The sequence below is a fragment of the Streptomyces sp. NPDC047453 genome (assembly GCF_040643155.1).
Classification (GTDB): Bacteria; Actinomycetota; Actinomycetes; order Streptomycetales; family Streptomycetaceae; genus Streptomyces.
This window is the reverse complement of record NZ_JBEYTS010000032.1, coordinates 42,886-66,786: the sequence shown is the minus strand read 5'-3', so window position 1 is coordinate 66,786 and position 23,901 is coordinate 42,886. Positions and strand designations below refer to the sequence as shown.

Genomic DNA, 23,901 nt, shown 5'->3' with positions numbered 1-23,901 from the left:
CAGGCGAACGGCGTTCGTCCGCGCGGAGTCAGGCGGACACGCCGCCGTCGATCTGGAAGGTGGTGCCGGTGATGTACGCGGCCCGGTCCGAGACCAGGAACGAGACCAGGTCGGCGACCTCGTGCGGCTCCCCGAACCGCCCCAGGGGGATGCGCTGCCGGAACCGCTCCCGCAGGTCCGCGGGCAGGTCCATCACCGGATCGGTGGCGACGAAGCCGGGTGCGACCACGTTCGCCCGTATGCCGTACCGGCCGACCTCGCGGGCCAGGGACTTGGTGAAACCGATGATCCCGGCCTTGGACGCGGCGTAGTTGGTCTGTCCGGCGTTGCCGTGCAGACCGGCGATGGACGACATCGTCACGATCGCTCCCCGCCTGCGCTCGATCATGCCGTTGATGACCGTCCGGCAGACGTAGTAGACGCCGTCGAGATTGACGCGCAGCACGTCGGTCCAGTCGTCGTCCTCCATCAGCGACAGCGGACCGTCACGCAGCACGGCGGCCGAGGTGACCACCGCCTCGACCGGACCGAGGGCGTTCTCGATCCCGTCGACCAGTCCCTCCACCGCGACGCTGTCGCCGACATCGGTCCGGCGGATGTACGTCCGCCGGCCCAGAGCGCCGATCTCCTTCTCAAGGCTCTGCGCGGCGGCCGTGTCGGAGGCGTAGCACACCGCCACGTCGAAGCCGTCCCGGGCGAGCCGCAGCGCGACGGCGCGGCCGATCCCGCGTGAGCCGCCCGCCACGAGCGCCACCGGGGCGTCCTGATTCATCGCTCTCCCTCCTCGTGTTCGCCGGCGTCCGCCCCGAGCAGTTCGCGCAGTTGTGCCTCCACTTCGTCGTCGGAGAGACCCTCGAGCACATCCAGGTCGGGATCCGGCTCCGGTTCGTCGCGGCTGAGGACCTCGATGGCGTCCTCGGGACGGGCCCGGGTTCCGGGGCGGGGCCCGGCGTCCAGCAGGTCGGCGGTGTGCGCGACGGTGGGCTGTTCGAAGAATGCCCGCAGGTCGAGTTCCACGCCGAGGCGGTTCTTGAGGCGGGTGCCGATCTGAACCGCGGCCAGCGAGTGGCCGCCGAGGGCGAAGAAGTCGTCGTCGACGCCGACCCGGTCCACACCCAGGATCTCCTGCCAGATCTCGGCGACGTCCTGTTCGCGGGCGGTGCGGGGGGCGACGTAGGGCGTGGCCAGGTCCGGGCGCGGGTGGGTGCCACCGGGCGGGGCGAACTGGTCCATCTCCTGCGCGAGCAGCGCGGGAGTCAGGGAGCGGGCCAGGTCGCGCACGGCGGAGAAGTCGCGGTGGGAGACGACGAGATGGCCGGGGAGGTCGGAGGCGGCGAGCAGGCGGGCGAAGACGTCCTTGCCCTGCTGCTCTGTGATGCCTTCGGCGAGGGTGCGCAGGATGCCGGCGCCGGCCGGCTCGTCCGAGTGCTCCTCGTCCTGGTCATGCCCGGGCGGCTCGGCGGCGCGCGCTATCTGGTCGCGCAGGCTCTCCGGGTCGTTGATCCGTTTGATGGTGAAGTCGCCGATCCGGACCAGGAGCCGGCCGTCCGGGTCGAGGATCTCGATGTCGCAGGTGCTGGTCTCCCCCGCGGAGTCCGCGGTCTCCTTCACCTCGACATAGGCGTGGAGGGTGCCGGTCAGGCCGTGGAGGACGCGCAGGCTGCGGTAGCTGAACGGCAGGTAGTAGGTGTCGGGTGCGTGGACACGGGCGGTGCCGCCGGCCGCGTCGAGCAGCGCCGGGTGCAGCAGGTAGTGGTCGAGGTCGCCGTGGTACTCCTCGTCGAGCTGGAGCGTGGCCATCACCCGCTTCGGGCCGACCTGGATCTCGCGCATGCACTTCCAGCGCGGTCCGAAGGAGAACTCGATCGGGCCGCCCTTCTGGAACCGGTCCAGACGGAGCCCGAGCGTGATGGCCTCCTCGGTGTCGAGGACCTCCTTCACCTCGCAGCCGGCGAGGAGTTCGTCCAGGTCGCGTACGGTGTCCGGCTCCGGCTCGTGGAAGTCGACCATGCCGCGCGCGTGGTCGGTCCAGGTCACGGCCCCGGGCGCGCCGGTGCGGCTCTGCACGGCGAAGTGCCACCGGCCGTCGCGTTCCTCGACGGTGGTGAAGACCTCCCGGGTCTGCCCGTCGGGGACCACGACGGGGATCAGGTACTGCACGTCGCTGATCTCGATGTCCCGCCCGGCGGCCTGCTCGGCGACGGCGGCCCGGATCAGTTCGAGGTAGGCGGTGCCCGGTACGAGGCCGTGGTCCTGGATGCGGTGGTCGCCGACGATCCAGCTCTCGTCGGTGCTGAGGACCGTGGCGTACGTACGGGAGGTGGGCGTGGAGCGGACCAGGCGCCGCAGGAGGGGGTGGCCGCTCAGCGGGGTGCCGGTGTCGGCGCCGAACCGGGAGCCGAGGCCGGCGGCCATGCCGACGTCCTGCCAGGTGTCCCAGCCGACGGCGGTGACGGGCAGCCCGGTCTCGCGGCGCCTGTACTGCGCCCACGCGTCGAGGAAGGCGTTGGCGGCGGCGTAGTCGCTCTGGCCGGGGCCGCCGAGGACGGCGGTCACGGAGGAGCACAGCAGCATGAAGTCCAGGTCGTCCTCGCGGCAGGCCTGGTCGAGGACGAGCAGACCGTGGGTCTTGGCGGCGAGGACCTGGCCGGCGTCGGCCGGGGACTTGGTGACGATCATGCCCTGGGAGGGCAGGCCGGCGGCGTGGACGACGCCGTTGAGGGGGCCGGCCGCCGCGCGCAGGTCGGCTACGGCCCGCTGCGTCTGCTCCTCGTCGGTGACGTCGGCGCGCAGCAGGACGACGCGGGCACCGAGGGACTCGAGGTGCCGCAGCCGCCGGATGCGGGTGCTGGTGGGGTCGTTGTCGTCGTGGCCGGCGAGATGCGCGTCCCAGTCGGCGGGCGGCGGGAACGCGGAGCGGCCCAGCAGGCCGAGGACCGGGCCGTCGGCGGCGGCCGCGATGTGCTCGGCCATGGCCAGTCCGATGCCGCCGAGGCCGCCGGTGACGAGGTAGACGCCGCCGTCGCGCAGTCCGGTGCGGTCGCCGCCGCCGAGGGCGGCCCGGTCGATCCGGTCCGTCCGGTCGAAGCCGCGCGCCCACCAGTGGCGCCCGCGCAGGGCGAGTTCGGGTCCTGTGTCCGTGCCGGTGTCGGTGAGGGCGGTGAACAGGGCGCGGACCGCGTTCTCGCTCGGGCCGGCCGGGTCGGTGCCGGTGACGTCCAGGACGCGGCAGGCGGTGTCGGCGGTCTCCTGGGGGATGACGGTGGCCGCGCCGAGCAGGAGGGCCTGTTCGGGCCGCAGCGGTTCGTCGCCGGTCACGTCGTACACGCCGCGGCAGAGCACGTCGACGGTGACCGGGGCGGGCAGCCGTTCGGCGCCGAGGGCCTGGGCGAGGGCGAGCAGGCTGTCGAAGCCGGTGCGGCGGGCGGCGTCCAGGCGTTCGCGGGTGGGCGGCAGGCCGTCCGCGGGGTCCTCGGCGGTGCTCCACAGATGGACGAAGCGGAAGCGCTGTCCGTCCCCGGCCGCGGCGAGGGGCTCGGCCAGGGACGCCACGAACGCGGACAGGTGGTCCCGGTCGGCGGGGTCGAGGGTCCAGGTGTCGTCGCCCTCGCCGGCCATGGCCTCGCCCGCGGTGACGCGCACGACGCGGTCGCCGGTGGCCGCCAGGCGGTCGGCGAGGGTGTCGCCGAGGGCGAGGCCGGCGCCGAGGACCACCCAGGTGTCGCCCGTGGCCGGGACCGTGCCACGGGCGGGGAGGGTGAGCCGCTGCCACCCGGGGGTGTAGAACCAGCCGTCCGCGGTGGTGACGGCGGGTGCCGTGCCACGGGGCTGCTCGGCGGGCTCGACCCAGTAGCGGCGGCGCTGGAAGGCGTAGCCGGGCAGCCGTACCGGGCGGTGCCGGTCCGGGCCCTGGACGGCGGCCCAGTCGACCTCCGCGCCCGCGCTCCACACGGCGCCGAGGCCCGCCAGCAGGTGTGCGTCGTCGGGGGTGTGGTCGCCGGGGTGCCGCAGGGATCCGGCGGCGGTGCGGCCCGGGGTCCAGGCCTGGTGGGCGCGGGCGAAGTTGGTGAGGTTCTGGCCGGGGCCGACCTCGAGCGGGACGAGGACGGGGTCGGCGAGCAGGACGTCGAGGGCGTCGCGGAACCGTACCGGCCGGCGCAGATGGCTGCCCCAGTAGTCGGGGCTGGTGGCCTGCTCGTCGGTGATCCAGGTGCCGGTGACGTTCGACAGGAACGGGATCGCCGGGGGGTGCAGGGCGACGGTGCGGACCTCGTCGGTGAAGGGGGTGACGGCGGCGTCCATGTCGGGCGAGTGGAAGGCGTGCGAGGTGTGCAGGCGGCGGCAGCCCACGCCCTCGTCCCCCAGCCGCTGTTCGAGCGCGTCGACGGCCTCCGGGGTGCCCGAGACCACGGTGAGCGCGGTGGAGTTGACGGCGGCCAGCGCCAGGCCGTCTCCGAGCCGGGCGGTGGTCTCCTCCTCGGGGAGGAAGACGCTGAGCATGGCGCCGTGCGGCATCTCCTGGACCAGACGGCCGCGGACGGCGACGAGGCGTACGGCGTCCTCCAGGGAGAACACACCCGCCAGGCAGGCGGCGACGTACTCGCCGACGCTGTGGCCGGCCATGGCGCGCGGCTGGACGCCCCAGGACTGCCACAGCCGGGCCAGGGCGTACTCCACGCTGAACAGCGCGGGCTGGGCGATACGGGTCTGCCGCAGCCGCTCGGCGGCCTCCTCCGCGGCCTGCGGGTCGTCCGGGCCGAGGACGAGGGCGCGCAGGTCCTCACCCAGGTGCGGGACGAGCAGGTCGGCGCAGCGGTCGAACTCGGCGGCGAAGACGGGTTCGCGGGCGTACAGGCCGCGGGCCATGCCAGGGTACTGGGCGCCCTGCCCGGGGAAGAGGAACGCGACCGGGGCGGCGTCGGGCGCGGCGGTGGAGGACGGGGTCTGCGCGAGCCGGCGCAGCGCGCCGACGGCTTCCTCGGTGGTACGGGCGGCGACGGCGCCGCGGTGGGGGAACCGGGCCCGGCGGCGGGCCAGGGTGTGGGCGACGGCGTCGAGCGGCGTGTCCGGGTCGGCTTCGAGGTGGTCGGCCAGGCGCTCGGCGGCCTCGGCGAGCGCGGGCGCGGACTTCGCGGACAGCGGCAGCAGCCGGGCCGGGGGCTCGGCCGTGGAGGCGCCGCTCCCCCGGTCGCCGTCGGCGGGATCGTCCGGCTCGTCGGCGGGAGCCTCTTCCAGGACGACGTGGACGTTCGTGCCGCCGATGCCGAAGGAGCTGACGCCGGCCCGGCGGGGCTGCTCCTTGCGCGGCCAGGCGCGCAGTTCGGTGTTGACGTAGAACGGGCTGGTGTCCAGCTCGAGGCCGGGGTTGGGCCGCTCGCAGTGCAGGGTCGGCGGGATGGCCTCGTGCTTGAGGGCGAGGGCCGCCTTGATCAGGCCGGTGACGCCGGCGGCGGCGTCGAGGTGGCCGACGTTGCTCTTGACCGAGCCGATGGCGCAGTAGCCCTTGCCGTCCGTGCCGGCGCGGTAGGCGCGGGTGAGGGCGGCGATCTCGATGGGGTCGCCGAGGGGGGTACCGGTGCCGTGGGTCTCCACGTAGCCGACGGTGGCCGGGTCGACGTCGGCCAGTGCCAGGGCCTCGGCGACGACCTCGGCCTGGCCGTCGACGCTCGGCGCGGTGTAACCGGCCTTGAGGGAGCCGTCGTTGTTGACGGCGGTGGCGAGGATGACCGCGTCGACGCTGTCGCCGTCGGCCCGGGCGTCGGCGAGGCGGCGCAGCACGACGACGCCGACGCCGTTGCCCGGTACGGTGCCGGCGGCGTCGGCGTCGAAGGCACGGCAGGTGCCGTCCGGGGAGAGGATGCCGCCGGGTTCGTACTGGTAGCCGCCACGCAGCGGGGACGTCACGGCCACGCCGCCGGCCAGGGCGATGTCGCACTCGCCGTTGATGAGGCTCTGACTGGCCAGGTGCACGGCGGTCAGCGAGGTGGAGCAGGCGGTCTGGACGGTGACCGCCGGGCCCTTCAGGTCCAGCTTGTAGGCGGCGCGGGTGGCCAGGAAGTCCTTGTCCGAGGCGAGCATCACCTGGTACATGCCGGACGCGTCCAGGACCCGCTGGTTGTTCATGAGGTTGAACAGCAGGTACGTGTTGAGGCCGGCGCCGGCGAAGACGCCGATGCGGCCCTCGAAGCGGGCCGGGTCGACGCCGGCGGACTCCAGGGCGTGCCAGGCGCATTCGAGGAAGACCCGGTGCTGGGGGTCGAGGAGTTCGGCCTCGCGGGGGCTGTAGCCGAAGAAGCCCTCGTCGAACAGGTCCGCGCCGTCCAGTGCGCCCCGTGCCTTGACGTAGCCGTCGCGGTCCAGGAGCGCCGGGTCGACGCCGGAACCGGCCATTTCCTCGTCGGAGAGGGCGGTGATGCCTTCGCGGCCCTGTTCGAGGTTGGCCCAGAAGGCCTCCACGTCGCCGGCGCCGGGGAAGCGGCCGGCCATGCCGATGATGGCGACGCGGTCGAGGTCCTGGCCCTGGTCCTGGCCGGGTGCCTGGTCCTGGTCCTGTCGTGGCTGTGACACTTCGATCACCTGTCTCCGCGGGAGGAAGCCCGGCGTTCGGCCGCCTGCTGCCGGCGGTTACGGGACTGACGACGGTTCTGTGCGCGCTGCTTGGCGCCTTGTGTGGCTGTCTCGGGCCCGGTACGGGAGCCGCCGAGGTAAGCGGCCAGCGACCCGATCGTGGGGTGCTGGAACAGTTCGACCATGGTCAGCTCGTGGCCGAGGGTGGCGGCCAGGCTGGTCCGGAACTCGGCCATGAGCAGGGAGTGGCCGCCCAGGTCGAAGAAGTTGTCCTGCATCCCGACGCGCTCGGCGCCCAGCAGGCCGCGCCACATCTCGGCGAGCGTGTGCTCCATGCCGTCCTTGGGCGCGACGAACCGGCTCCCCAGGTCGGGGCGGTCGGTGCGCGGCTCGGGCAGGGCCTTGCGGTCGGTCTTGCCGCTGGGGGTCAGCGGCAGGGCGTCCAGCACGGTGAAGGACGCCGGGATCATGTACTCGGGCAGGTACTCGCGCAGGTGGGCGGCGAGGTCGCCGGCGGCGGGTGCGGCGGCGCCCGCGGCGGTGACGTAGGCGGCGAGGCGGACGTCACCGGGGGCGTGCTCGCGGGCGACCACGACGGCTTCGCGTACGGTGTCGTGCCGGGTCAGGACGGCCTCGATCTCGCCGAGTTCGAGGCGCTGGCCGCGGAGCTTGACCTGGTGGTCGAGGCGGCCGAGGAACTCCAGTGCGCCGTCGGCGCGGTGGCGGGCGAGGTCACCGGTGCGGTAGATGCGGGCCCCGGGTACGAAGGGGTCGTCCGTGAAACGCTCGGCGGTCAGGTCCGGGCGGTTCAGGTAGCCGCGGGCCAGGCCCCGGCCGCCGATGCACAGTTCGCCGGAGACGCCGGCCGGGACGGGGCGGCCGTGGCGGTCCAGGACGTACATGCGGGTGTTGGCGATGGGGTGGCCGATGGGCACCGGGCGGGGGTCGTCCCCCGGGCGGCAGTGCCAGGCGGTGACGTCGATGGCGGCCTCGGTGGGCCCGTACAGGTTGTGCAGCTCGGCCCGGTGGAGGTCCAGGAAGCGGTCCTGCAGGTCGCGGGACAGCTCCTCGCCGCTGCAGAAGACGCGGCGCAGGCCGGCGGACTTCTCGGCGGGTTCGGAGAGGAAGAGCTGGAGCATGGACGGCACGAAGTGGCAGGTGGTGATCCGCTCGGCGGCGATGGTGTCGGCGAGGTAGGCGCTGTCGCGGTGCCCGCCGGGCCGGGCCACGACGAGGGTGGCACCGGTCATCAGCGGCCAGAAGAACTCCCACACCGACACGTCGAAGGAGAACGGCGTCTTCTGCAGCACCCGGTCGGTGGCGTCCAGGCCGTAGGCGTCCTGCATCCACAGCAGCCGGTTGCGCAGGGCGGCGTGGACGTTCATCACGCCCTTCGGGCGGCCGGTCGACCCGGAGGTGAAGATGACGTACGCCAGGTCCTCGCCGTCCACGCTCACGCCGGGGTCGTCCGGGGACTGTACGGCCAGCTCCGCGGCGAGGTCCTCCATCCGCAGCACCGGGCAGCCGAGGTCGGGCAGCCGGCCGGCCAGGGCGCCGTGGGTGAGCACCACGGGGGGCTGGGCGTCCTCGGCGATGGCGGCGAGCCGGGCCGGCGGCAGGTCGGTGTCGAGGGGGACGTACGCCCCGCCCGCCTTGAGAACGGCGAGGAGGGCGACGACGAGTTCGAGGGAGCGTTCCATGGCGACGCCGACGAGGACGTCCCGGCCCACTCCGTGGCGGCGCAGCAGGTGGGCGAGGCGGTTGGCACGCTCGTTCAACTCGGCGTAGGTGAGGGAGGTGCCGTCGTACCGGACGGCTTCGGCTCCGGGGGCGCGGCGTACCTGCTCCTCGACGCGCTCGTGCACCAGGCCGTCGGGCCACTGCCTGCCGGTGGCGTTCCATTCCTCGACGACGCGGTGGCGTTCCGCGTCGTCGAGGAGGTCCAGGTCGCCGATGGGCGTGCCGGGGCGGGCGATGACCTGTTCGACGAGGCGGCGGAAGTGGCCGGCGAGACGGACGATGGTCGCCTCGTCGAACAGGTCGCGGTCGTACTCGAACCAGCCGGTGAAGCCGCCGTCGGTGTCGAACGCCTGGAGTTCCAGGTCGAAGCGGGCGCCTTCGCTCCTGACCGGGAGCCGGGTGAGGCGGGCGCCGGCCATGGCGAGGGTGGGCACCGGCTCCCGGCCGTAGCTGAAGCTGACCTGGTACACCGGGGGACGGCTGAGATCGCGGGGGGTGTTGAGGTCGGCGACGATCAGCTCGAAGGGGACGTCCTGGTGGGCGTACGCGCCCAGGCAGGCTTCGCGGACGCGGATGAGGGCCGACTCGAAGCCGGGGTTGCCGGACAGGTCGGCCCTGATAGGCAGGGTGTTGACGAAGTAGCCGATGAGCGGCTCGACTTCGGCGCGTCCCCGCAGGGCGGTGGGCACGCCGACGACGACGTCGTCCTGGCCCGTGTAGCGGTGCAGCAGGATCTGGAAGACGGCGAGCAGCGCCATGTACGGGGTGGCGCCGTGCCGGCCGGCCAGCGCGGCCAGTTCGCCGATCAGGGCGGGCGGCAGGTCGACGGGGACGGAGCCGCCGTTGAAGCCCTGGACGGCGGGGCGGGGGCGGTCTGTGGGCAGGTCGAGGACGGAGGGCGCGCCGGCGAGGTGGTCGCGCCAGTAGGCCAGGTCCTGCTGCCAGCCGCCGTTGTCGAGCTGCTGGTGCTGCCACGAGGCGAAGTCGCCGTACTGAATGGGAAGTTCGGGCAGCGGTGAGGGGTGGCCGGCGGCGAAGGCCTCGTACAGCTCGGACAGTTCGTTCAGGAAGACCGCGGTGGACCAGCGGTCGGAGATGAGGTGGTGCATCCCTACGACGAGCACGGACCGCTCGGGGCCGGTGCGCAGCAGCCGGGCCCGCACCAGGGGGCCGGTGTCGATGTCGAAGGGTTCGGCGAGAGTGTCGTCGATCCACTTCTGGCGGTCGGTGTCGGTGTACCCGGGGTCGCTGAGATCGGTTTCCGGGACGTCGACGGTCAGGTGGTGGTGGACGACCTGGACGGGGGCGCCGTCGCGGAGTTCGAAGGTGGTCCGCAGGGCCTCGTGGCGGCGGACGATCCCGGCGACCGCGGCGCGCAGCAGGCCGGTGTCGAGGGGGCCTTCGACACGGACCGCGCCGGGCACGATGTAGCCGGGGTTGCGGGGCCGGAGCTGCTCCAGGAACCAGGTACCGCGCTGCAGGACCGCCAGCGGGAAGGTGTCCTCGGCCGAGCGCTCGGCGAGCAGGGCGTCGAACCGGGCGCGCTGTTCGGGGGTGAGGGCGGCCAGTCGGCGGGCGAGGTCGTCGGTCACGGGCGTGCCTCCGTACCGGGCTCCGGGGCGGCGGTGCCGGTGAGTTCGTCGAGGAGTGCCGCAACGCCGTCCGCAGCGCGGGGCATCCGCCGGATCGCGGTGGATGCCCCGGCGCTGTCGTGCACGGTGCCCGTCAGGGAGGTGTCGCCGGTCGCCGACAGCTCCTTGACGATGCCCCCGGCGACGCTGCTGATGGTCGCGCCGCCGAGGAAGTCTGTGATCTGCAGGGTGATGCCGAGCCTGCTCTGGATGTCGTTTCGCAGTTCGACGGCCATGAGGGAGTCCAGGCCGAAGCTGGTCAGCGGCTCGTCCAGGGCGACGTCGGTGGAGGTGGAGCCGAGGACGTCCTTGACGCTGAGCGCGAACTGGGCGGCCAGGGTTTCCAGCCGCTCGGATTCGGCCAGTTCCAGCAGCTCGGCGGTGGTGGGGATACGGCTGGCGCGGCGCCGGGTGCGGGAGGAGCGGCGGCCGCCGCGGGCGGCCCGGGTGCGCGAGCCTTCCCCGGCCTCGGGGGTGCCGTCGTCGTCGGCGACGGCGGCGGCCGCGGTGCCGTCCCAGGGGCGCGGGGGCTGCCAGCAGCGCACCGGGTCGAAGGGATACGTGGGCAGCGGCACCTTGGCGCGGGTGTAGTCGGAGTCGAAGCCGGCCCAGTCGACGGGAGCGCCCGCCGCGTACAGTTCGGCGACGGTGGGCAGCAGGACCTCCCAGTCGTCCTGCTTGGGCCGCAGGCTGGGCAGCAGCAGGTCGTCGTGGCCGGGCGGCAGGGCGTCGCTGATGACGCCCAGCAGGGTGGGGGCGGGGCCGACCTCGACGAAGGTGCGGTAGCCCATGGCCCGCAGGGTCCGCACGCCGTCGGCGAACCGCACGGTGCCGCGGACGTGCCGGCACCAGTAGTCGGGGCCCGGCGCCTGGTCCCACGGCCACAGTTCGCCGGTGACGTTGGAGACGAGGGGAATGCGCGGGGCGGAGAAGGTGATCTTCTCGGCGACTCGGCGCAACGGCTCCAGGACGGGGTCCATCAGCGGGGAGTGCCCGGCGGAGGCGATGTGCAGCTGCTTGGCCTTGACGCCTCGGGCGGCGAAGGCGGCGCACGCGGCCTCGACGAGGTCCCGGTCGCCGGAGATCGTGGTGTTCGCGGGGCCGTTGACCGCGGCGACGGCGATCCGGCCGGGGTGCGCGGCGATCTCGGCGGCGACCTCCTCCTCGGAGGCGAACACCGCGGCCATGGTGCCGGGCAGGCAGAACTCCTGGATGACGCGGGCGCGTTCCACCGCGAAGGCCAGGCCGTCCTCGAGGGACATCGCGCCCGCGACGCAGGCCGCGACGCACTCGCCGAAGCTGTGGCCGAGGACGGCCGCGGGGGTGATGCCCCAGGAGCGCCACAGCTGGGCCATGGCGTACTCGACGGCGAAGGTGGCGGGCTGGGCGTAGGCGGTGTCGTTGATCTGCGGGTCTTCGGGGTCGTCGGGGAAAAGGACCGACAGCAGTGGCCGTTCCAGCAGCGGGCGGAGGACCTCGGCGCATGCGTCGACGGCGCGTCGGAAGGTGGGCTGCGTGTCGTACAGGCCGCGGGTCATGCCGGGGCGCTGGGCGCCCTGGCCGGTGAAGAGGAACACGACCTCGGGGCTGCCGGCCTCGCCCTGGACCAGGCCGGGGCCGTCCTCGCCGCGGGCGAAGGCGGCGAGCCGGCCGGCGACCTCCTGGCGGGTGGTGCCGACGGCGGCGAGGCGGTGGCGGAAGTGGGAGCGGCCGGTGCCCGCCGAGTGGCACAGGTCGGCCAGTGAGGTGTCGTCGCCGTCGGCCAGCCGGTCGGCGTAGCGGCCGGCGAGGGCGGTCAGCGCGGTCTCGCTGCGGGCGGACAGCGCCAGGACCGAGGCCGGCCTGCGGTCGTCGGCGGCCGGCGGGGCGGGCGGCGGGGCCTGCTCCAGGATCAGGTGGGCGTTGGTGCCGCTCAGGCCGAAGCTGCTCACCGCGGCCGCCCGGCGGCCGTCGGTGTGCGGCCACGGGGTGAGGCGGGTGGGCACCTGGAAGGTGGTGCCGTCGAAGGAGATGTTGGAGTTCAGCCGGGTGAAGTGCAGGTTCGGCGGGATTTCGGCGCGGTCCAGGCACAGTGCGGCCTTGATGAGTCCGGCGATTCCGGCCGCGGCCTCCAGGTGGCCGATATTGGTCTTGACGGCGCCGAGGTAGACCGGCGAGCCGTGGTCGCGGCCGTACACGTCGGCGAGGGCCTCGGCTTCGATGGGGTCGCCGAGGCGGGTGCCGGTGCCGTGGGTCTCGACGTAGCCGACCTGCTCGGGTGCCACCCCGGCGGCGGCCAGGGCCTGGCGGAACACATCACGCTGCGCGGCGCCGTTGGGCGCGGTGATGCCGGCGCTGCGGCCGTCCTGGTTGACCGCGCCGCCGCGCACGACGGCGAGGACGCGGTCACCGTCGCGCTGGGCGTCCGAGAGCCGCTTGAGGACGACGACGCCGCAGCCCTCGCCGCGCACGTAGCCGTCGGCGGTGTCGGAGAACGTCATGGCGCGGCCCTGCCGGGAGACCGAGCCGAACTGCGACTGGGAGATCATCAGAATGGGCGACAGCACCACGTTGACGCCGCCGGCCAGGGCCATGTCGCACTCTCCCAGGCGCAGGCTCTGGCACGCCTGGTGGACGGCCACCAGCGAGGAGGAACAGGCGGTGTCGACAGTGATGTTGGGGCCGCGCAGGTCGAGGAGGTAGGCGATGCGGGCCGGCACGAAGGAGAAGGCGGCGCCGGAACTGGTGTAGGCGCTGACGTCGTCGGGGTGGCGGATCTGCGTGGTGACGTAGTCCGAGGAGGCGGCGCCCATGAACACGCCGGTGTTGCTGCCGGCCAGGCCCGCCGGGGCCTGCCCGGCGTTCTCCAGTGCCTCCCAGCACACCTGGAGGCTGAGGCGCTGGTGCGGGTCCATCGCCATGGCCTCGCGCCTGGAGATCCCGAAGAAGTCGTGGTCGAACCGGTCGATGCCGTCGAGGAACGCGCCGGAGCGGGTGTAGGTCTTCCCGGGCCTGCCGGCCTCCTCGTCGTAGAACACCTCGTGGTCCCACCGGTCGCCGGGGATGGTGTCGCCCACGGCGTCGGTGCCGTCGGCCAGCATCCGCCAGTAGCCGGCGATGTCGGTGACACCGCCGGGGAAGCGGCAGCCGGTGCCCACGATGGCGATGGGCTCGGTGCGGGCCCGCTCGTACTCCTCGACCTGGCGCTGGAGGCGTTCCATCGTCAGGTAGGCGCGTTTGAGCGTGTCGGCCGGCAGCAGGTCCTGTCCCGGTGGCGTCATCGCCGACCCCCTTCGTCGATCTGGTTCGTCTTGGCCAGCAGGAGTGCTTCGAGTTCCGCGGCGGACATCGCGTCGAGGTCCGGCGGGCCGTCCGCGGCGGGCGGACCCGCGCTGTCCGGGGTGGCCGGCGGCGCCTTCACGGCCGGCGGCACGGGTGCGGTCCGCGGGCCGGGTACGGCGGGCCCGTCGGTGTCCGGGGCCCGGCCGGGCTCCAGCTCGATCTCCATGCGTTCGGCCAGGTACGGCACCAGGGCGTCGACGGTCGGGAACCGCCACATGACGGTGGAGGACAGCTTGACCCGCAGTGAGGACTCCAGGGACTTGCGCAGCTCCAGGGAGAGCAGCGAGTCGAAGCCCAGGCTGGTGATGGGGGCGCTGGTGTCGATCCTGGCGGGGTCCGTGCCGACGACGCGGGCGGCGACGGCCCGGCAGTGCTCGGTCAGGACGGCCCTGCGGCGGCGGCCGGGTTCGACCGCGAGCATCCGGCGGCGTACCTCGTCCAGCGGTCCCGCGGTGCCGTCGGCGTCCTGGCCGGGCTGGTCGGTGAGGGTGCGCAGCAGGCCGCCGCCGGGGTGGTCGCGGAGCTTGTCGCGGTCCAGGGGCAGGACGCAGACCTGGGTGGTGGAGCCGCGCAGCAGCCGGTCGAGGGCGGCGATGCCCTGGTCGGGGCTGATGCTCTCGATGCCGCGGGCGGCCAGGGCGCCGCCGCGGTCGGGGCGGGCGGCGAGGCCGATCTCGGACCAGGGGCCCCAGTCGATGCTCAGCGCGGGCAGGCCGCGGGAGCGTCGGTGGTGGGCGAGGGTGTCGAGGAAGGCACTCGCGGCGGCGTAGTTGCCCTGGCTGGCCGAGCCGAGGACGGCGGCGGCCGAGGAGTACAGGACGAAGAAGTCCAGCTCGCGGTCGAGGGTGGCCCGGTGCAGGTGCCAGGCCGCGTTCGACTTCGGGCCCGCGACGGACCGGAACCGGTCCCGGTCCAGGCCGGTGAGCAGGCCGTCGTCGAGGATGCCCGCGGCGTGGACGATCCCCGCCAGCGGCGGCATGGAGCCGTCGACGCGGGCCAGCAGTTCCTCGACGCCGCCGCGGTCGGACACGTCGGCGCTGACGACGGTGACCTCGGCACCACGGGTCCGCAGCTCGGCGATGGCCCGTTCGGCTTCGGCGCCGGGAGCGCTGCGGCCGACCAGCACAAGGTGGCGGGCGCCGTGTCCCGTGAGGTAGCGGGCCGTCTCCAGGCCGAGCGCGCCGAGGCCGCCGGTGATGAGGTAGGTGCCAAAGGGCCGTACCGGCGCCGCGCCGGGGGCGGTGGTGACGGTTTCGCCGGCGGCCGGGCGCAGGACGAGCTTGCCGGTGTGGCGGGCCTTGGCCATGTCGGTGAACGCGGCGGGGGCGTCGGCGAAGGAGTGGACCGTGACGGGCAGGGCGGTGAAGTCGCCGCGGTCGAAGCCCTGGACGACGTCGGCGAACAGTCCCGCGATCTCCTCGGGTTCCTCGCGGATGGTGCGCTCCAGGTCGACGGCGAGGAAGGCGCGGTTGTCCTTGAAGAACTCCAGGCCGATGTGGCTGTTGTCGTAGATGTCGCGCTTGCCGATCTCCACGAAGCGCCCGCCGGGCGCGAGCAGCCCCAGGGACCGTACGAGGGCCTCACCGGAGGTGGAGTTCAGGACGACGTCGACACCGCGGCCGCCGGTGAGCTCCGTGATCTCGTCGGCGAAGGCGAGGGTGCGGGAGTCCATGACGTGCTCGACGCCGAGACCGCGCAGCAGGTCGCGTTTGCCGGGGGTGCCGGCGGTGGCGTAGACGCGGGCGCCGCGGCGGCGGGCGACCTGGAGCGCGGCGAGGCCGACGCCGCCGGTCGCGGAGTGGATGAGCACGCTCTCGCCCTCGCGGAGGCGGGCGAGGCGTTCGAGGGCGTGGACGGCGGTGAGGAACGCGATGGGCACGGCGGCGGCCTCGTCGTCGTCGAGGGATGCCGGGGCCGGCGCCACCAGGTGCTCGTCGACGGTGGTGAAGGCGGCCATGCTGCTGCCGCCGACGGCGATGACCCGGTCGCCGGCCCGGTGCCCGGTGACGCCCTCGCCCACGGAGGTGATCCGGCCGGCGCACTCGGCGCCGAGCGGCACGACGCCTTCGGCGCCGGGGTAGGTGTCGAGGGCCTTGAGGACGTCGCTGAAGTTCAGGCCGGCGGCGGCGACCTCGATCTCGACCTGGCCGGGCCCCGGCGGGGTGCGGTGCCACCAGGTCGAGCGGAGGCCGGCGAGGCTGCCGGGGCGGGTGGCCAGCAGACGGTGGTTGCCGTCGCGGGAGGCGTCGAAGGCCCAGGTGGGTCGGTGGTCCTCCGGGACCTGGGCGGCGGGCGTCCAGGGCTGGAGCGCGGGAGTGAGGCGTGCGCCGGCGCGCAGGGCGACCTGGTCGTCGTCGCCGGTGCGCTGCACTTCGGCGAGCAGCTGGGCGGTCTCGTCCTGGGGACGGGCCGGGTCCAGGTCGACGACGGTGGTCCGCAGCTCGGTGTGTTCCTGGCCGATCACCCGGGCCAGGCCCCACAGCGGCGCCTGTCCGGCGGCCGGTTCGTCGCCGTCGGCGGCGTGCTGGGCACCGCGGGTGAGCAGGACCAGGCGGGGTGCGGGGTCCTGGCCGGCACGGGCGAGTTCCTGCACGAGGTGGAGTACGGGCAGGCAGGCGGCGTCCTGGGCGGCCGGGAGTTGCTCCGGGCCGCCGTCCTCGGTGAGGTCGACGTCGAGGGTCCAGGCGTGGACGATCCCGTCCGGGCGGGTGCCCGCGGCGGCCAGGTCGGCCAGCAGCGCGGCGACGTCCTCGCGGCGGCCGGGGTCGAGTTCGTAGTGTGCCGCGTCGGCCTTGCGGTAGGCGGGGCCGGCGGTGACGGTCAGGCAGGTGGCGCCGTGGGAGCGCAGTGCGGTGCCGAGGGCGGCGGCGGTGCCGCCGCTGTCGGTGAACAGCAGCCAGGTGCCCGGCGGTTGCTGCGCGGCGGGGGCGTCGGCGGGGGCGGGGCGCCAGGCGATGCCGAGCAGGGCCTCGCCGAGCGGGTCGGCGGCCTCGGCGCGGTCCAGGCGCTTCAGGGTGATGCCGGTGACCTCGCCGACGGGGGTGCCCGCGTCGTCGTAGAGGACGACGGTGGCGCCGGTGATCTCGTCGGCGCCGGTCCGCGGCGAGGCGACGGCGGCGTGGGCCCAGCGGGGTTCGGCGCGGTCGGTGAAGAGGGTGAAGCCGCCGACGCCCACCGGCACGTACGTGGCCTCGAGGGGCTGGTCCCGCGCGTCGAGGGCGGCACTGAGGACCTGCAGGGCGCTGTCGAGCACGGCCGGATGCACCGGGTGCTCGCCGCGGTCGGTGGTCAGGGCGCTCCGCTCGCGCAGCCGGGCGACGGCCTCGGCCCGGCCCCGCCACAGTTCCTCGACGCCCTGGAACGCGGGCCCGTACGCCAGCCCGGCGCGGCGCAGGGCGGCGTAGTGGTCGCCGGCCGCGGCGGCGGTGGCGCAGCGCGCCCGTACGGCGGCGAGCGGTTCGGCGGCGGCTTCGGGGACCGCGCGGCGGAAGGCTGCCCGGGCGGCCTCGGTCCACTCGTCGTCGGCGGTGGCCCGGGTGAACAGCCGCAGCGTGCCGGTGTCGGCGGTGCCGGGGACGAGGACGAGCTGCAGCGTGGTGTCGTCGGCCTGCTCGGGCACCACGGTGAGCCGGGTGAACGCGACGTCGTCCAGGGCTGCGCCGCCGCCGAGGTGCGCGCGGGCCGCGGCGAGTGAGGCGTCCAGCACGAGCGCGGCCGGCAGGACGGGACTGCCGCCTACCTGATGGTCCGTCAGGTACGGGAATCCGGCGAGGTCGACGGGGGCCGACCAGTGGACGGCGTGCGGCGGCAGCGCGGAGGCGGTGCGGTCCCGCAGCACCGGGTGACCGCGGTGCGCGGGCCGGTTCCGGGTGCGCTGCTCGTACCAGCTCCGGGTGCGCTGCCAGGGGTAGGTGGGCAGGTCGGCCATGGGTCCGGCGGGGCCGTGGACGCGGGTGAAGTCGACCTGCCGGCCGGCGGTGTAGAGGCGGCCGAGTTCGGCGAGTACGGCGGCGCGGCCCGGCTGGTCGCGGCGCAGCGACGACACCGCGACGCCGCCTTCGTACGACGACAGACGCTCGGTGACGGCGTCGGTGAGCATCGGGTGCGGCGACATCTCGACGAACACGTCGTGCCCCGTGTCGGCGAGCGCGGTGACGGCGGTGTCGAACAGGACCGGCCGGGTGAGGTTGGACGCCCAGTACTCGGCGTCGAGCCGGTCGCCGGGGACGGTCTCGCCTGTGACGGTGGAGATCATCGGGATGGCGGTGGCGCGGGGTCGCAAGGGGGCCAGCAGCCGCCACAGTTCGGCGGCGACGGGTTCCATCAGAGGGCAGTGGGAGGCGAACTCGACGGATTCCAGGACCTTGCAGTAGAGGCCTTCGGCTTCCAGGGACTTGGCGAACTCCTCCAGCACGTTGCCCTCGCCGGAGAAGACGGTGGAGCCGGGGCTGTTGCCGGCGGCGATCCACACCGCTCCGGGGCGGCGTTCGTCGAGGAGGGAGCGGGCCCGGTCCAGGGAGACGCCCGCGACGGCCATCCGGCCCCTGCCGGCGGCGGCGTGCAGGGCGTTGCCGCGGTGCAGGGCGATCAGGAGGGCGTCCTCCAGGGAGATCGCGCCCGCGACATGGGCGGCGGCGATCTCGCCGACGCTGTGCCCGACGACGGCGGCGGGTTCGACGCCCCAGGATCGCCACAGGCCGGCCAGCGCGGCCTGGACGGCGACGAGGGCGGGCTGGCCGACCGCGGTGTCCAGCAGCCGGGAGCGGGCGGGGTCGGCGGCGAGCTGGTCGAGCAGCGACCAGTCGGTGTGGCGGCGCAGCAGGGCGTCGGCGCGTTCGAGGACGGCGCGGAAGGCCTTCTCCCCGCCGAGTTCACCCGTGAACAGGTCGGCGGCGAGCGGCCACCAGCGGGGCCCCTGCCCGGAGAAGACGAACACCGGCTTGGACTGCCGGCCGACCCGGCGCACGCCGGAGCTGAGGCCGGCGGCGTCCTCGCCGCGGCCGAACGCGGCGAGCGCGGCGCGCAGTTCGGCCGCGGAGGTGCCCACGCAGGCCAGGCGGTGCTCGTGGTGGGTGCGGCGGACGGCGGCAGCGGTGGCGAGGGTGCCCACGGGTGTGCCGTCGGTGAGTTTGTCCTCGTAGCGGGCGGCGAGGTCGCGCAGGGCCTGCCCGTCACGGGCGGAGACGGTCAGCAGCACGGCGCCTTCGGGCGCGGGGCGGGCGGGGGCGGCGGGCGGCGGTTCCTCCACCACGAGGTGGGCGTTGGTGCCGCCGAAGCCGAAGGAACTGACGCCCGCGAGGGCCGGGGTGCCGGCCGCGGGCCACGGCCGGAGGGTGTCGGCGACCCGGACGGGGAGGTCGTCGAAGGGGATGTGCGGGTTGGGCTCGTGGTAGTGCAGGGTCGGCGGCACCATGCGGTGGCGGACCATCAGGACGGTCTTGATCAGGCCGCCGATGCCCGCGGCGGCCTCCATGTGGCCGAGGTTGGACTTCACCGAGCCGATCAGGCAGGGCCGGTCCGGGTCGCGGTCGTCGCCGAGGACCTCGCCGAGGGCCTTGGCCTCGATGGGGTCGCCGAGGATGGTGCCGGTGCCGTGCGCCTCCACGTAGGCGATGTCGGCGGCCCGCACCCCGGCCTTGGCGTGGGCGGCGCGCAGCACCGCCTCCTGGGCCTTCGGGTTGGGCGCCATCAGGCCGTTGCTCGCGCCGTCCTGGTTGACGGCGCCGCCCCGGATCACGGCGTGGACGGGGTCGCCGTCGGCCAGGGCCCGGCTGAGCGGCTTGAGGACCACCATGCCGGCGCCCTCGGAGCGTACGTAGCCGTCGGCGCTCGCGTCGAACGGCTTGCAGTGGCCGTCGGCGGACATCGCCCCGGCCTTGCTGAAGTTGATGGCGAGCGCCGGGGACAGCACCAGGTTGACGCCGCCGGCGATGGCCAGGTCGCAGTCGCCCTGGGCCAGGCTCGCGCACGCCTGGAGCACCGCCACCAGCGAGGAGGAGCAGGCGGTGTCGACAGCCATGCTGGGGCCGCGCAGGTCCAGCAGGTACGACAGCCGGTTGGCGGCGATGCTCAGCGCGCTGCCGGTGCCGGTGTAGGCGTCGATGGCGTCGAGGTCGCGCAGTTGGCCGGTGGCGTAGTCGAAGGTGGAGATGCCGATGAACACGCCGGTCGGCGAGCCGGACAGCCCGCCGGTGGGCACGCCCGCGTTCTCCAGGGCCTCGAAGGCGACCTCGGCGAGCAGCCGCTGCTGCGGGTCCATGCGGGCGGCTTCCTGCTGCGAGATGGAGAAGAAGCCCGCGTCGAAGCGGTCGACGCCGTCGAGGAACCCGCCCCAGCGGCTGTTGGTGCGACCGGGGGCCGCCGGGTCGTCGTCGGAGAACTCCTCGGTGCTCCAGCGATCGGCGGGCACCTCGGTGATCGCGTCGCGTCCCTCGCTCAGCAGTCGCCAGAAGCTGTCGGGGCTGTCGACGCCGCCGGGGAAGCGGCAGCCGATGCCGATGACGGCGATCGGTTCGGCCGCGACGGGTCCGTCCCCGGCGGGTCCGTCCGTGGCCGCGGGCGAGGCGGTGGGCACGGGGGCCGCGAGGGAGGTGGTGGGCTCGTCGGCGGCCGTGCCCGCTGCGGGCTCGGCAGGCTCCCCCGCCAGGTGGCGGGCGAGCTTGGCGGCGGTGGGGTGCTCCCAGACGACGCCGGGTGCCAGCGGCACGCCGAGGTGGCGTTCCAGGTCGCCGACCATCGTGACCATCTCCACGGACCGCAGCCCGTACCCGGCGAACGGCAGCTCCGGGTCGATGGTGTCGACGCGCCTGCCGGTCGCGGTGGCCAGCGCCTCGCGCAGCCACCGCTCGATCTCGGCGGCGCCCGGCGCGGGACGCGGGGGTGCGGCGTCATGCGCGCCGGGCTCCGTGGCGGATCCGGACGTGCCGGGCGCCGGGGACGTGTCCTGCTGCGCCGGGCCGGTGCCGGCCTCCGCCTCGTCCGCCCGCCACAGCACCAGCGGTTCCAGGGTGCCCGCGAGGAGGGCGTCGAGGCAGGCCGCGCGCTGCAGCTTGCCGCTGGAGGTCTTCGGCACCGTCCCGGCGCGGGCAAGGGCCACGACGTACGCCTGCAGGCCGTGCTCGCGGGCGACCTCGGCGCGGATCGCCGCGACGACCCGGGCCCGGTCCTCCGCTGAGCGGCTGCCGCGGTACTCCTGGACGACGACGAGGCGTTCCTCGCCGTCGATCTCGCGGGCGCCGGCCACCCCGCAGCCCTGCCGCAGGCCCGGGTCGACGCCCTCGACGGTGCGTTCGATGTCGTGGGGATAGTGGTTGCGGCCCGCGACGATGATGACGTCCTTGATGCGGCCGGTGACGTAGACCTGGTCGCCGTCGGTGAAACCGAGGTCGCCTGTGCGCAGGAACGGTCCCTCCCCGGTGTCGAGGTGGGCCCGGAAGGTCTCCTCGCTGGCCTCGGGGCGGCGCCAGTAGCCGTGCGCGATGCTCGGTCCCGCGACCCACAGCTCGCCCACCCGGCCGTCGGGCAGGGCGGCGCGGGTCTGCGTGTCCACGGCCACGACCCGCTGGTCGTGCGGGGACATGCCGCAGCTGAGCAGGGTGCGCACCGCCTCGTCCGGGCCGGCGTCCTCGGCGACGCCCGCGAGGAGCCCTTCGGGCCGCAGGTCACGATGGACGGGGCCGGAGGCGTGGCCGGTGGAGACCAGCAGGGTGCCCTCCGCCAGACCGTAGGAGGGGACGTGGGCGCTGGGCCGGAAGCCGCACTCGGCGAAGGTGCGGGAGAAGCGCTCCAGGGTCTGCATCCGGACCGGCTCCGCGCCGTTGACGGCGATCCGCCAGGAGCTCAGGTCCAGGGTCTGCCGGTCCTTATCGGTGACCTTGGCCACCGCGAGGTCGTAGGCGAAGTTGGGGGCGGCGCTCGCGGTGCCGCCGGCGTCGGAGATCGCGCGCAGCCAGCGCAACGGCCGCTTCAGGAACGAGAACGGCGACATGAAGGTGACCGGGAACCCGGCGTAGGCGGGGGTGAGCAGGCCGTAGATCAGGCCCATGTCATGGAAGGGCGGCAGCCAGCTCACCATGTGCTGCCCACTGGCGTCGTCGACGAAGAGCTGCCGGCAGATGGCCTCGATGTTGTGTATCAGGTTGCCGTGACTGACCATCACGCCCTTGGGCCGGCTGGTGGAGCCGGAGGTGTACTGCAGGAAGGCGAGGTCGTCGCGGCTCATGCCGGGGTCGCGCCAGCCGCCGGCGGCCGCGGTGTCGAGGTCGTCGACGGCCAGCCAGGTGATGTCCCGCAGCGCCGGGGCGTGTTCGGCGAAGCGGTCGGCGAGGGCGACCGTCGAGGCGGGCGCGAGGAGCACCGCGGGCTCGGCGTCCTCGATGATGCCGGTCAGCCGCGGCAGGGTACGCATCAGGAACGCCGGGTCGGGGGGGTAGACCGGTACGGCCGTGATGCCGGCGTACAGGCAGGCGAAGAAGGAGGCGACGTAGTCCAGTCCGGCCGGACACATGATCAGGGCCCGTTCCCCGGCGGGGAAGCGCTCCTGCAGCGCGGCGGCGATCGTGCGGGCCCGCAGGTCGAACTCGGCGTTGGCGATGGCCTGCGGCTCGCCCTCGCCGTCCACGAGGTACCGGAAGACCTGCTCCTGCGAGTGTTCACCGAAGACCGTGCGGAAATGGTCGACAAGCGATTGTGCGTCCCGGCCCGGCATCCGACCGTCCTCTCAGTGCTCGACACCTTGAGCGAGTGTTCGCGGAAATTCGCAGATCGCTCCGCGTATTCCCGCCGAATTTCCGGTGACGGCACCTGGTCGCACTCCACGGACAACCGCTCGGCCGTTTCCCGTACTTCTTACGTGCATTAGTCAGCGGATCGGCCGGATTCGGCCGGGAGAATCGCGAAACAAAGATTCGGAAGGGCGCTCGGGGAATATCGGCCGGTGGGCCGGCCGGATTTCCCCGTGGATTCCCGCCATTCGCGGATCAGCATCCAACAAGCCCCACGGGCCCGTCAAGAAACAGCCACGGACGGGCCGTTCAAAGGGTCCCCGGTCCGGTCGCGCCATTCCCGCGACCGGACCGGTTCGCTTCGGCCCGGAGCGGACTGCCCCGACTCGCGCCCGTTGTCCGAGCCGCCGATGCGGGGCCGGGAACCGGCGACGACGTCCGGGAAGGACGTCGGCCGAGGGCCCACCGGCACCGCGCCGCGCGCGATGGCGAGCCCGCGCGATCCGGCCATCGGGGCGCTGCGACCGGACGGCATCACGATCAGTCGTTCGCCGGGCCGACGCGAAACCTGTTGATCGCCGTCTCGTGCCGGGCCCGCAGCTCCGGGTCGCCGACCCCGAGCCCCTCGCCGGGCGCCAGGCACAGCACGCCGACCTTGCCCTGGTGGAGGTTGTGGTGCACGTCGTGAACGGCCTGCGCGGTACTCTCCAGCGGCACCACCTGCGACAAGGTGGGATGGATGTGGCCCTTGGCGATGAGTCGGTTGGCCTCCCACGCCTCGCGGTAGTTCGCGAAGTGCGTTCCCACGATCCGCTTGAGGTGCATCCACAGGTAACGGTTGTCGTAGGTGTGCTGGAACCCCGAGGTGGACGCGCAGCTCACGATGGTGCCGCCGCGACGGGCCACGTACACGCTCGCGCCGAACGTCTCCCGGCCCGGGTGCTCGAAGACTATGTCCGGGTCGTCGCCGCCGGTCAGCTCCCTGATCCGGGCGCCGAACCGCCGCCATTCGCGCGGGTCCTGCGTCTGTTCGTCCTTCCAGAACCGGTAGCCCTCCGCGCTCCGGTCGATCACCAGTTCCGCGCCCATCCGCCGGCACACCTCCGCCTTCTGCGGACTGGACACCACGCACACCGGGGTCGCCCCGCCGTTGAGCACCATCTGCGTGGCGTACGAGCCGAGGCCGCCGGAGGCGCCCCAGATCAGCACGGTGTCGCCCTGCTTGAGGCGGGCGCCCTTGTCGGAGACCAGTTGCCGGTAGGCGGTGGAGTTCACCAGGCCCGAGGCGGCGGACTCCTCCCAGGTGAGGTGACGCGGCTTGGGCATCAGCTGGTTGGCCTTCACCAGCGCCAACTCGGCCAGCCCGCCGAAGTTCGTCTCGAAGCCCCAGATCCGCTGCTCCGGGTCGAGCATGGTGTCGGCATGCCCGTCGGGGTGGTGCAGCTCCACCGACAGGCAGTGCGCGACCACCTCGTCCCCGGGGCGCCAGGCCACCACGCCCTCCCCGCAGCGCAGCACCACCCCGGCCAGGTCCGAGCCCAGCACGTGGTGCGGCAGGTCGTGCCGGGCGGCCTGCGGCGAGGTCCGGCCGTAACGGGACAGGAAGCCGAACGTCGGCAGCGGCTCGAAGATCGACGACCACACCGTGTTGTGGTTGATCCCGCTCGCCATCACCGCCACCAGCACCTCGCCCGCGGCCGGCTCGGGGGTGGCCACCTCGTCCAGGTGCAGTGAACGGCGCGGGTCCTTGTCACGGCCCGCCAGTCCCTCGAACATCTCCGTCTCGTCGGCGTGCAGGGTCACCCCCCGGTAGAACTCGGGCACCGGCAGGTTGCCCACCTCACCGAGTTCGCCCGCGAGGATCGCATCGAGGATCTTCTGCATGTGTCTTTGGCCCTCTTTCCGGCTGTCCGCGAAAA

General features: G+C 73.9%; 6 protein-coding genes. All 6 read right to left on the bottom strand.

Annotated elements, in window-relative coordinates; all coding sequences use genetic code 11:
- Nucleotides 1-28 precede the first annotated feature (28 nt).
- Nucleotides 29-772: a 3-oxoacyl-ACP reductase FabG gene (fabG, locus tag ABZ818_RS25395; RefSeq protein ID WP_361418896.1), complete on the bottom strand. Its 744-nt coding sequence runs from the start codon at nucleotides 770-772 to the stop codon at nucleotides 29-31.
- Nucleotides 769-6,567, bottom strand: coding sequence for an SDR family NAD(P)-dependent oxidoreductase (locus ABZ818_RS25390; protein ID WP_361418893.1), 5,799 nt, complete (start codon nucleotides 6,565-6,567; stop codon nucleotides 769-771). The genes fabG and ABZ818_RS25390 overlap by 4 nt, the downstream gene beginning before the upstream one ends.
- 5 nt (nucleotides 6,568-6,572) lie before the next feature.
- A complete protein-coding gene (locus tag ABZ818_RS25385) occupies nucleotides 6,573-9,899 on the bottom strand; it encodes an amino acid adenylation domain-containing protein (RefSeq protein ID WP_361418890.1) in 3,327 nt (1,108 codons plus the stop codon).
- Nucleotides 9,896-13,198, bottom strand: coding sequence for a beta-ketoacyl synthase N-terminal-like domain-containing protein (locus tag ABZ818_RS25380; protein ID WP_361418887.1), 3,303 nt, complete (start codon nucleotides 13,196-13,198; stop codon nucleotides 9,896-9,898). Before ABZ818_RS25380 ends, ABZ818_RS25385 begins: the two co-directional genes overlap by 4 nt.
- Nucleotides 13,195-21,966 (bottom strand): SDR family NAD(P)-dependent oxidoreductase, encoded by an 8,772-nt coding sequence (locus tag ABZ818_RS25375; RefSeq protein ID WP_361418884.1) that lies wholly within the window; start codon nucleotides 21,964-21,966, stop codon nucleotides 13,195-13,197. The genes ABZ818_RS25380 and ABZ818_RS25375 overlap by 4 nt, the downstream gene beginning before the upstream one ends.
- 556 nt (nucleotides 21,967-22,522) lie before the next feature.
- Entirely contained in the window at nucleotides 22,523-23,866 is a 1,344-nt protein-coding gene (gene ccrA / locus ABZ818_RS25370; protein ID WP_361418881.1) for a crotonyl-CoA carboxylase/reductase, read from the bottom strand.
- Nucleotides 23,867-23,901: the final 35 nt, after the last annotated feature.

Coding starts and splice junctions, on each gene's coding strand:
- fabG (WP_361418896.1), bottom strand. CDS start 772: ATGAATCAGGACGCCCCGGTGGCGCTCGTGGCGGGCGGCTCACGCGGG.
- ABZ818_RS25380 (WP_361418887.1), bottom strand. CDS start 13,198: ATGACGCCACCGGGACAGGACCTGCTGCCGGCCGACACGCTCAAACGC.
- ABZ818_RS25375 (WP_361418884.1), bottom strand. CDS start 21,966: ATGCCGGGCCGGGACGCACAATCGCTTGTCGACCATTTCCGCACGGTC.
- ccrA (WP_361418881.1), bottom strand. CDS start 23,866: ATGCAGAAGATCCTCGATGCGATCCTCGCGGGCGAACTCGGTGAGGTG.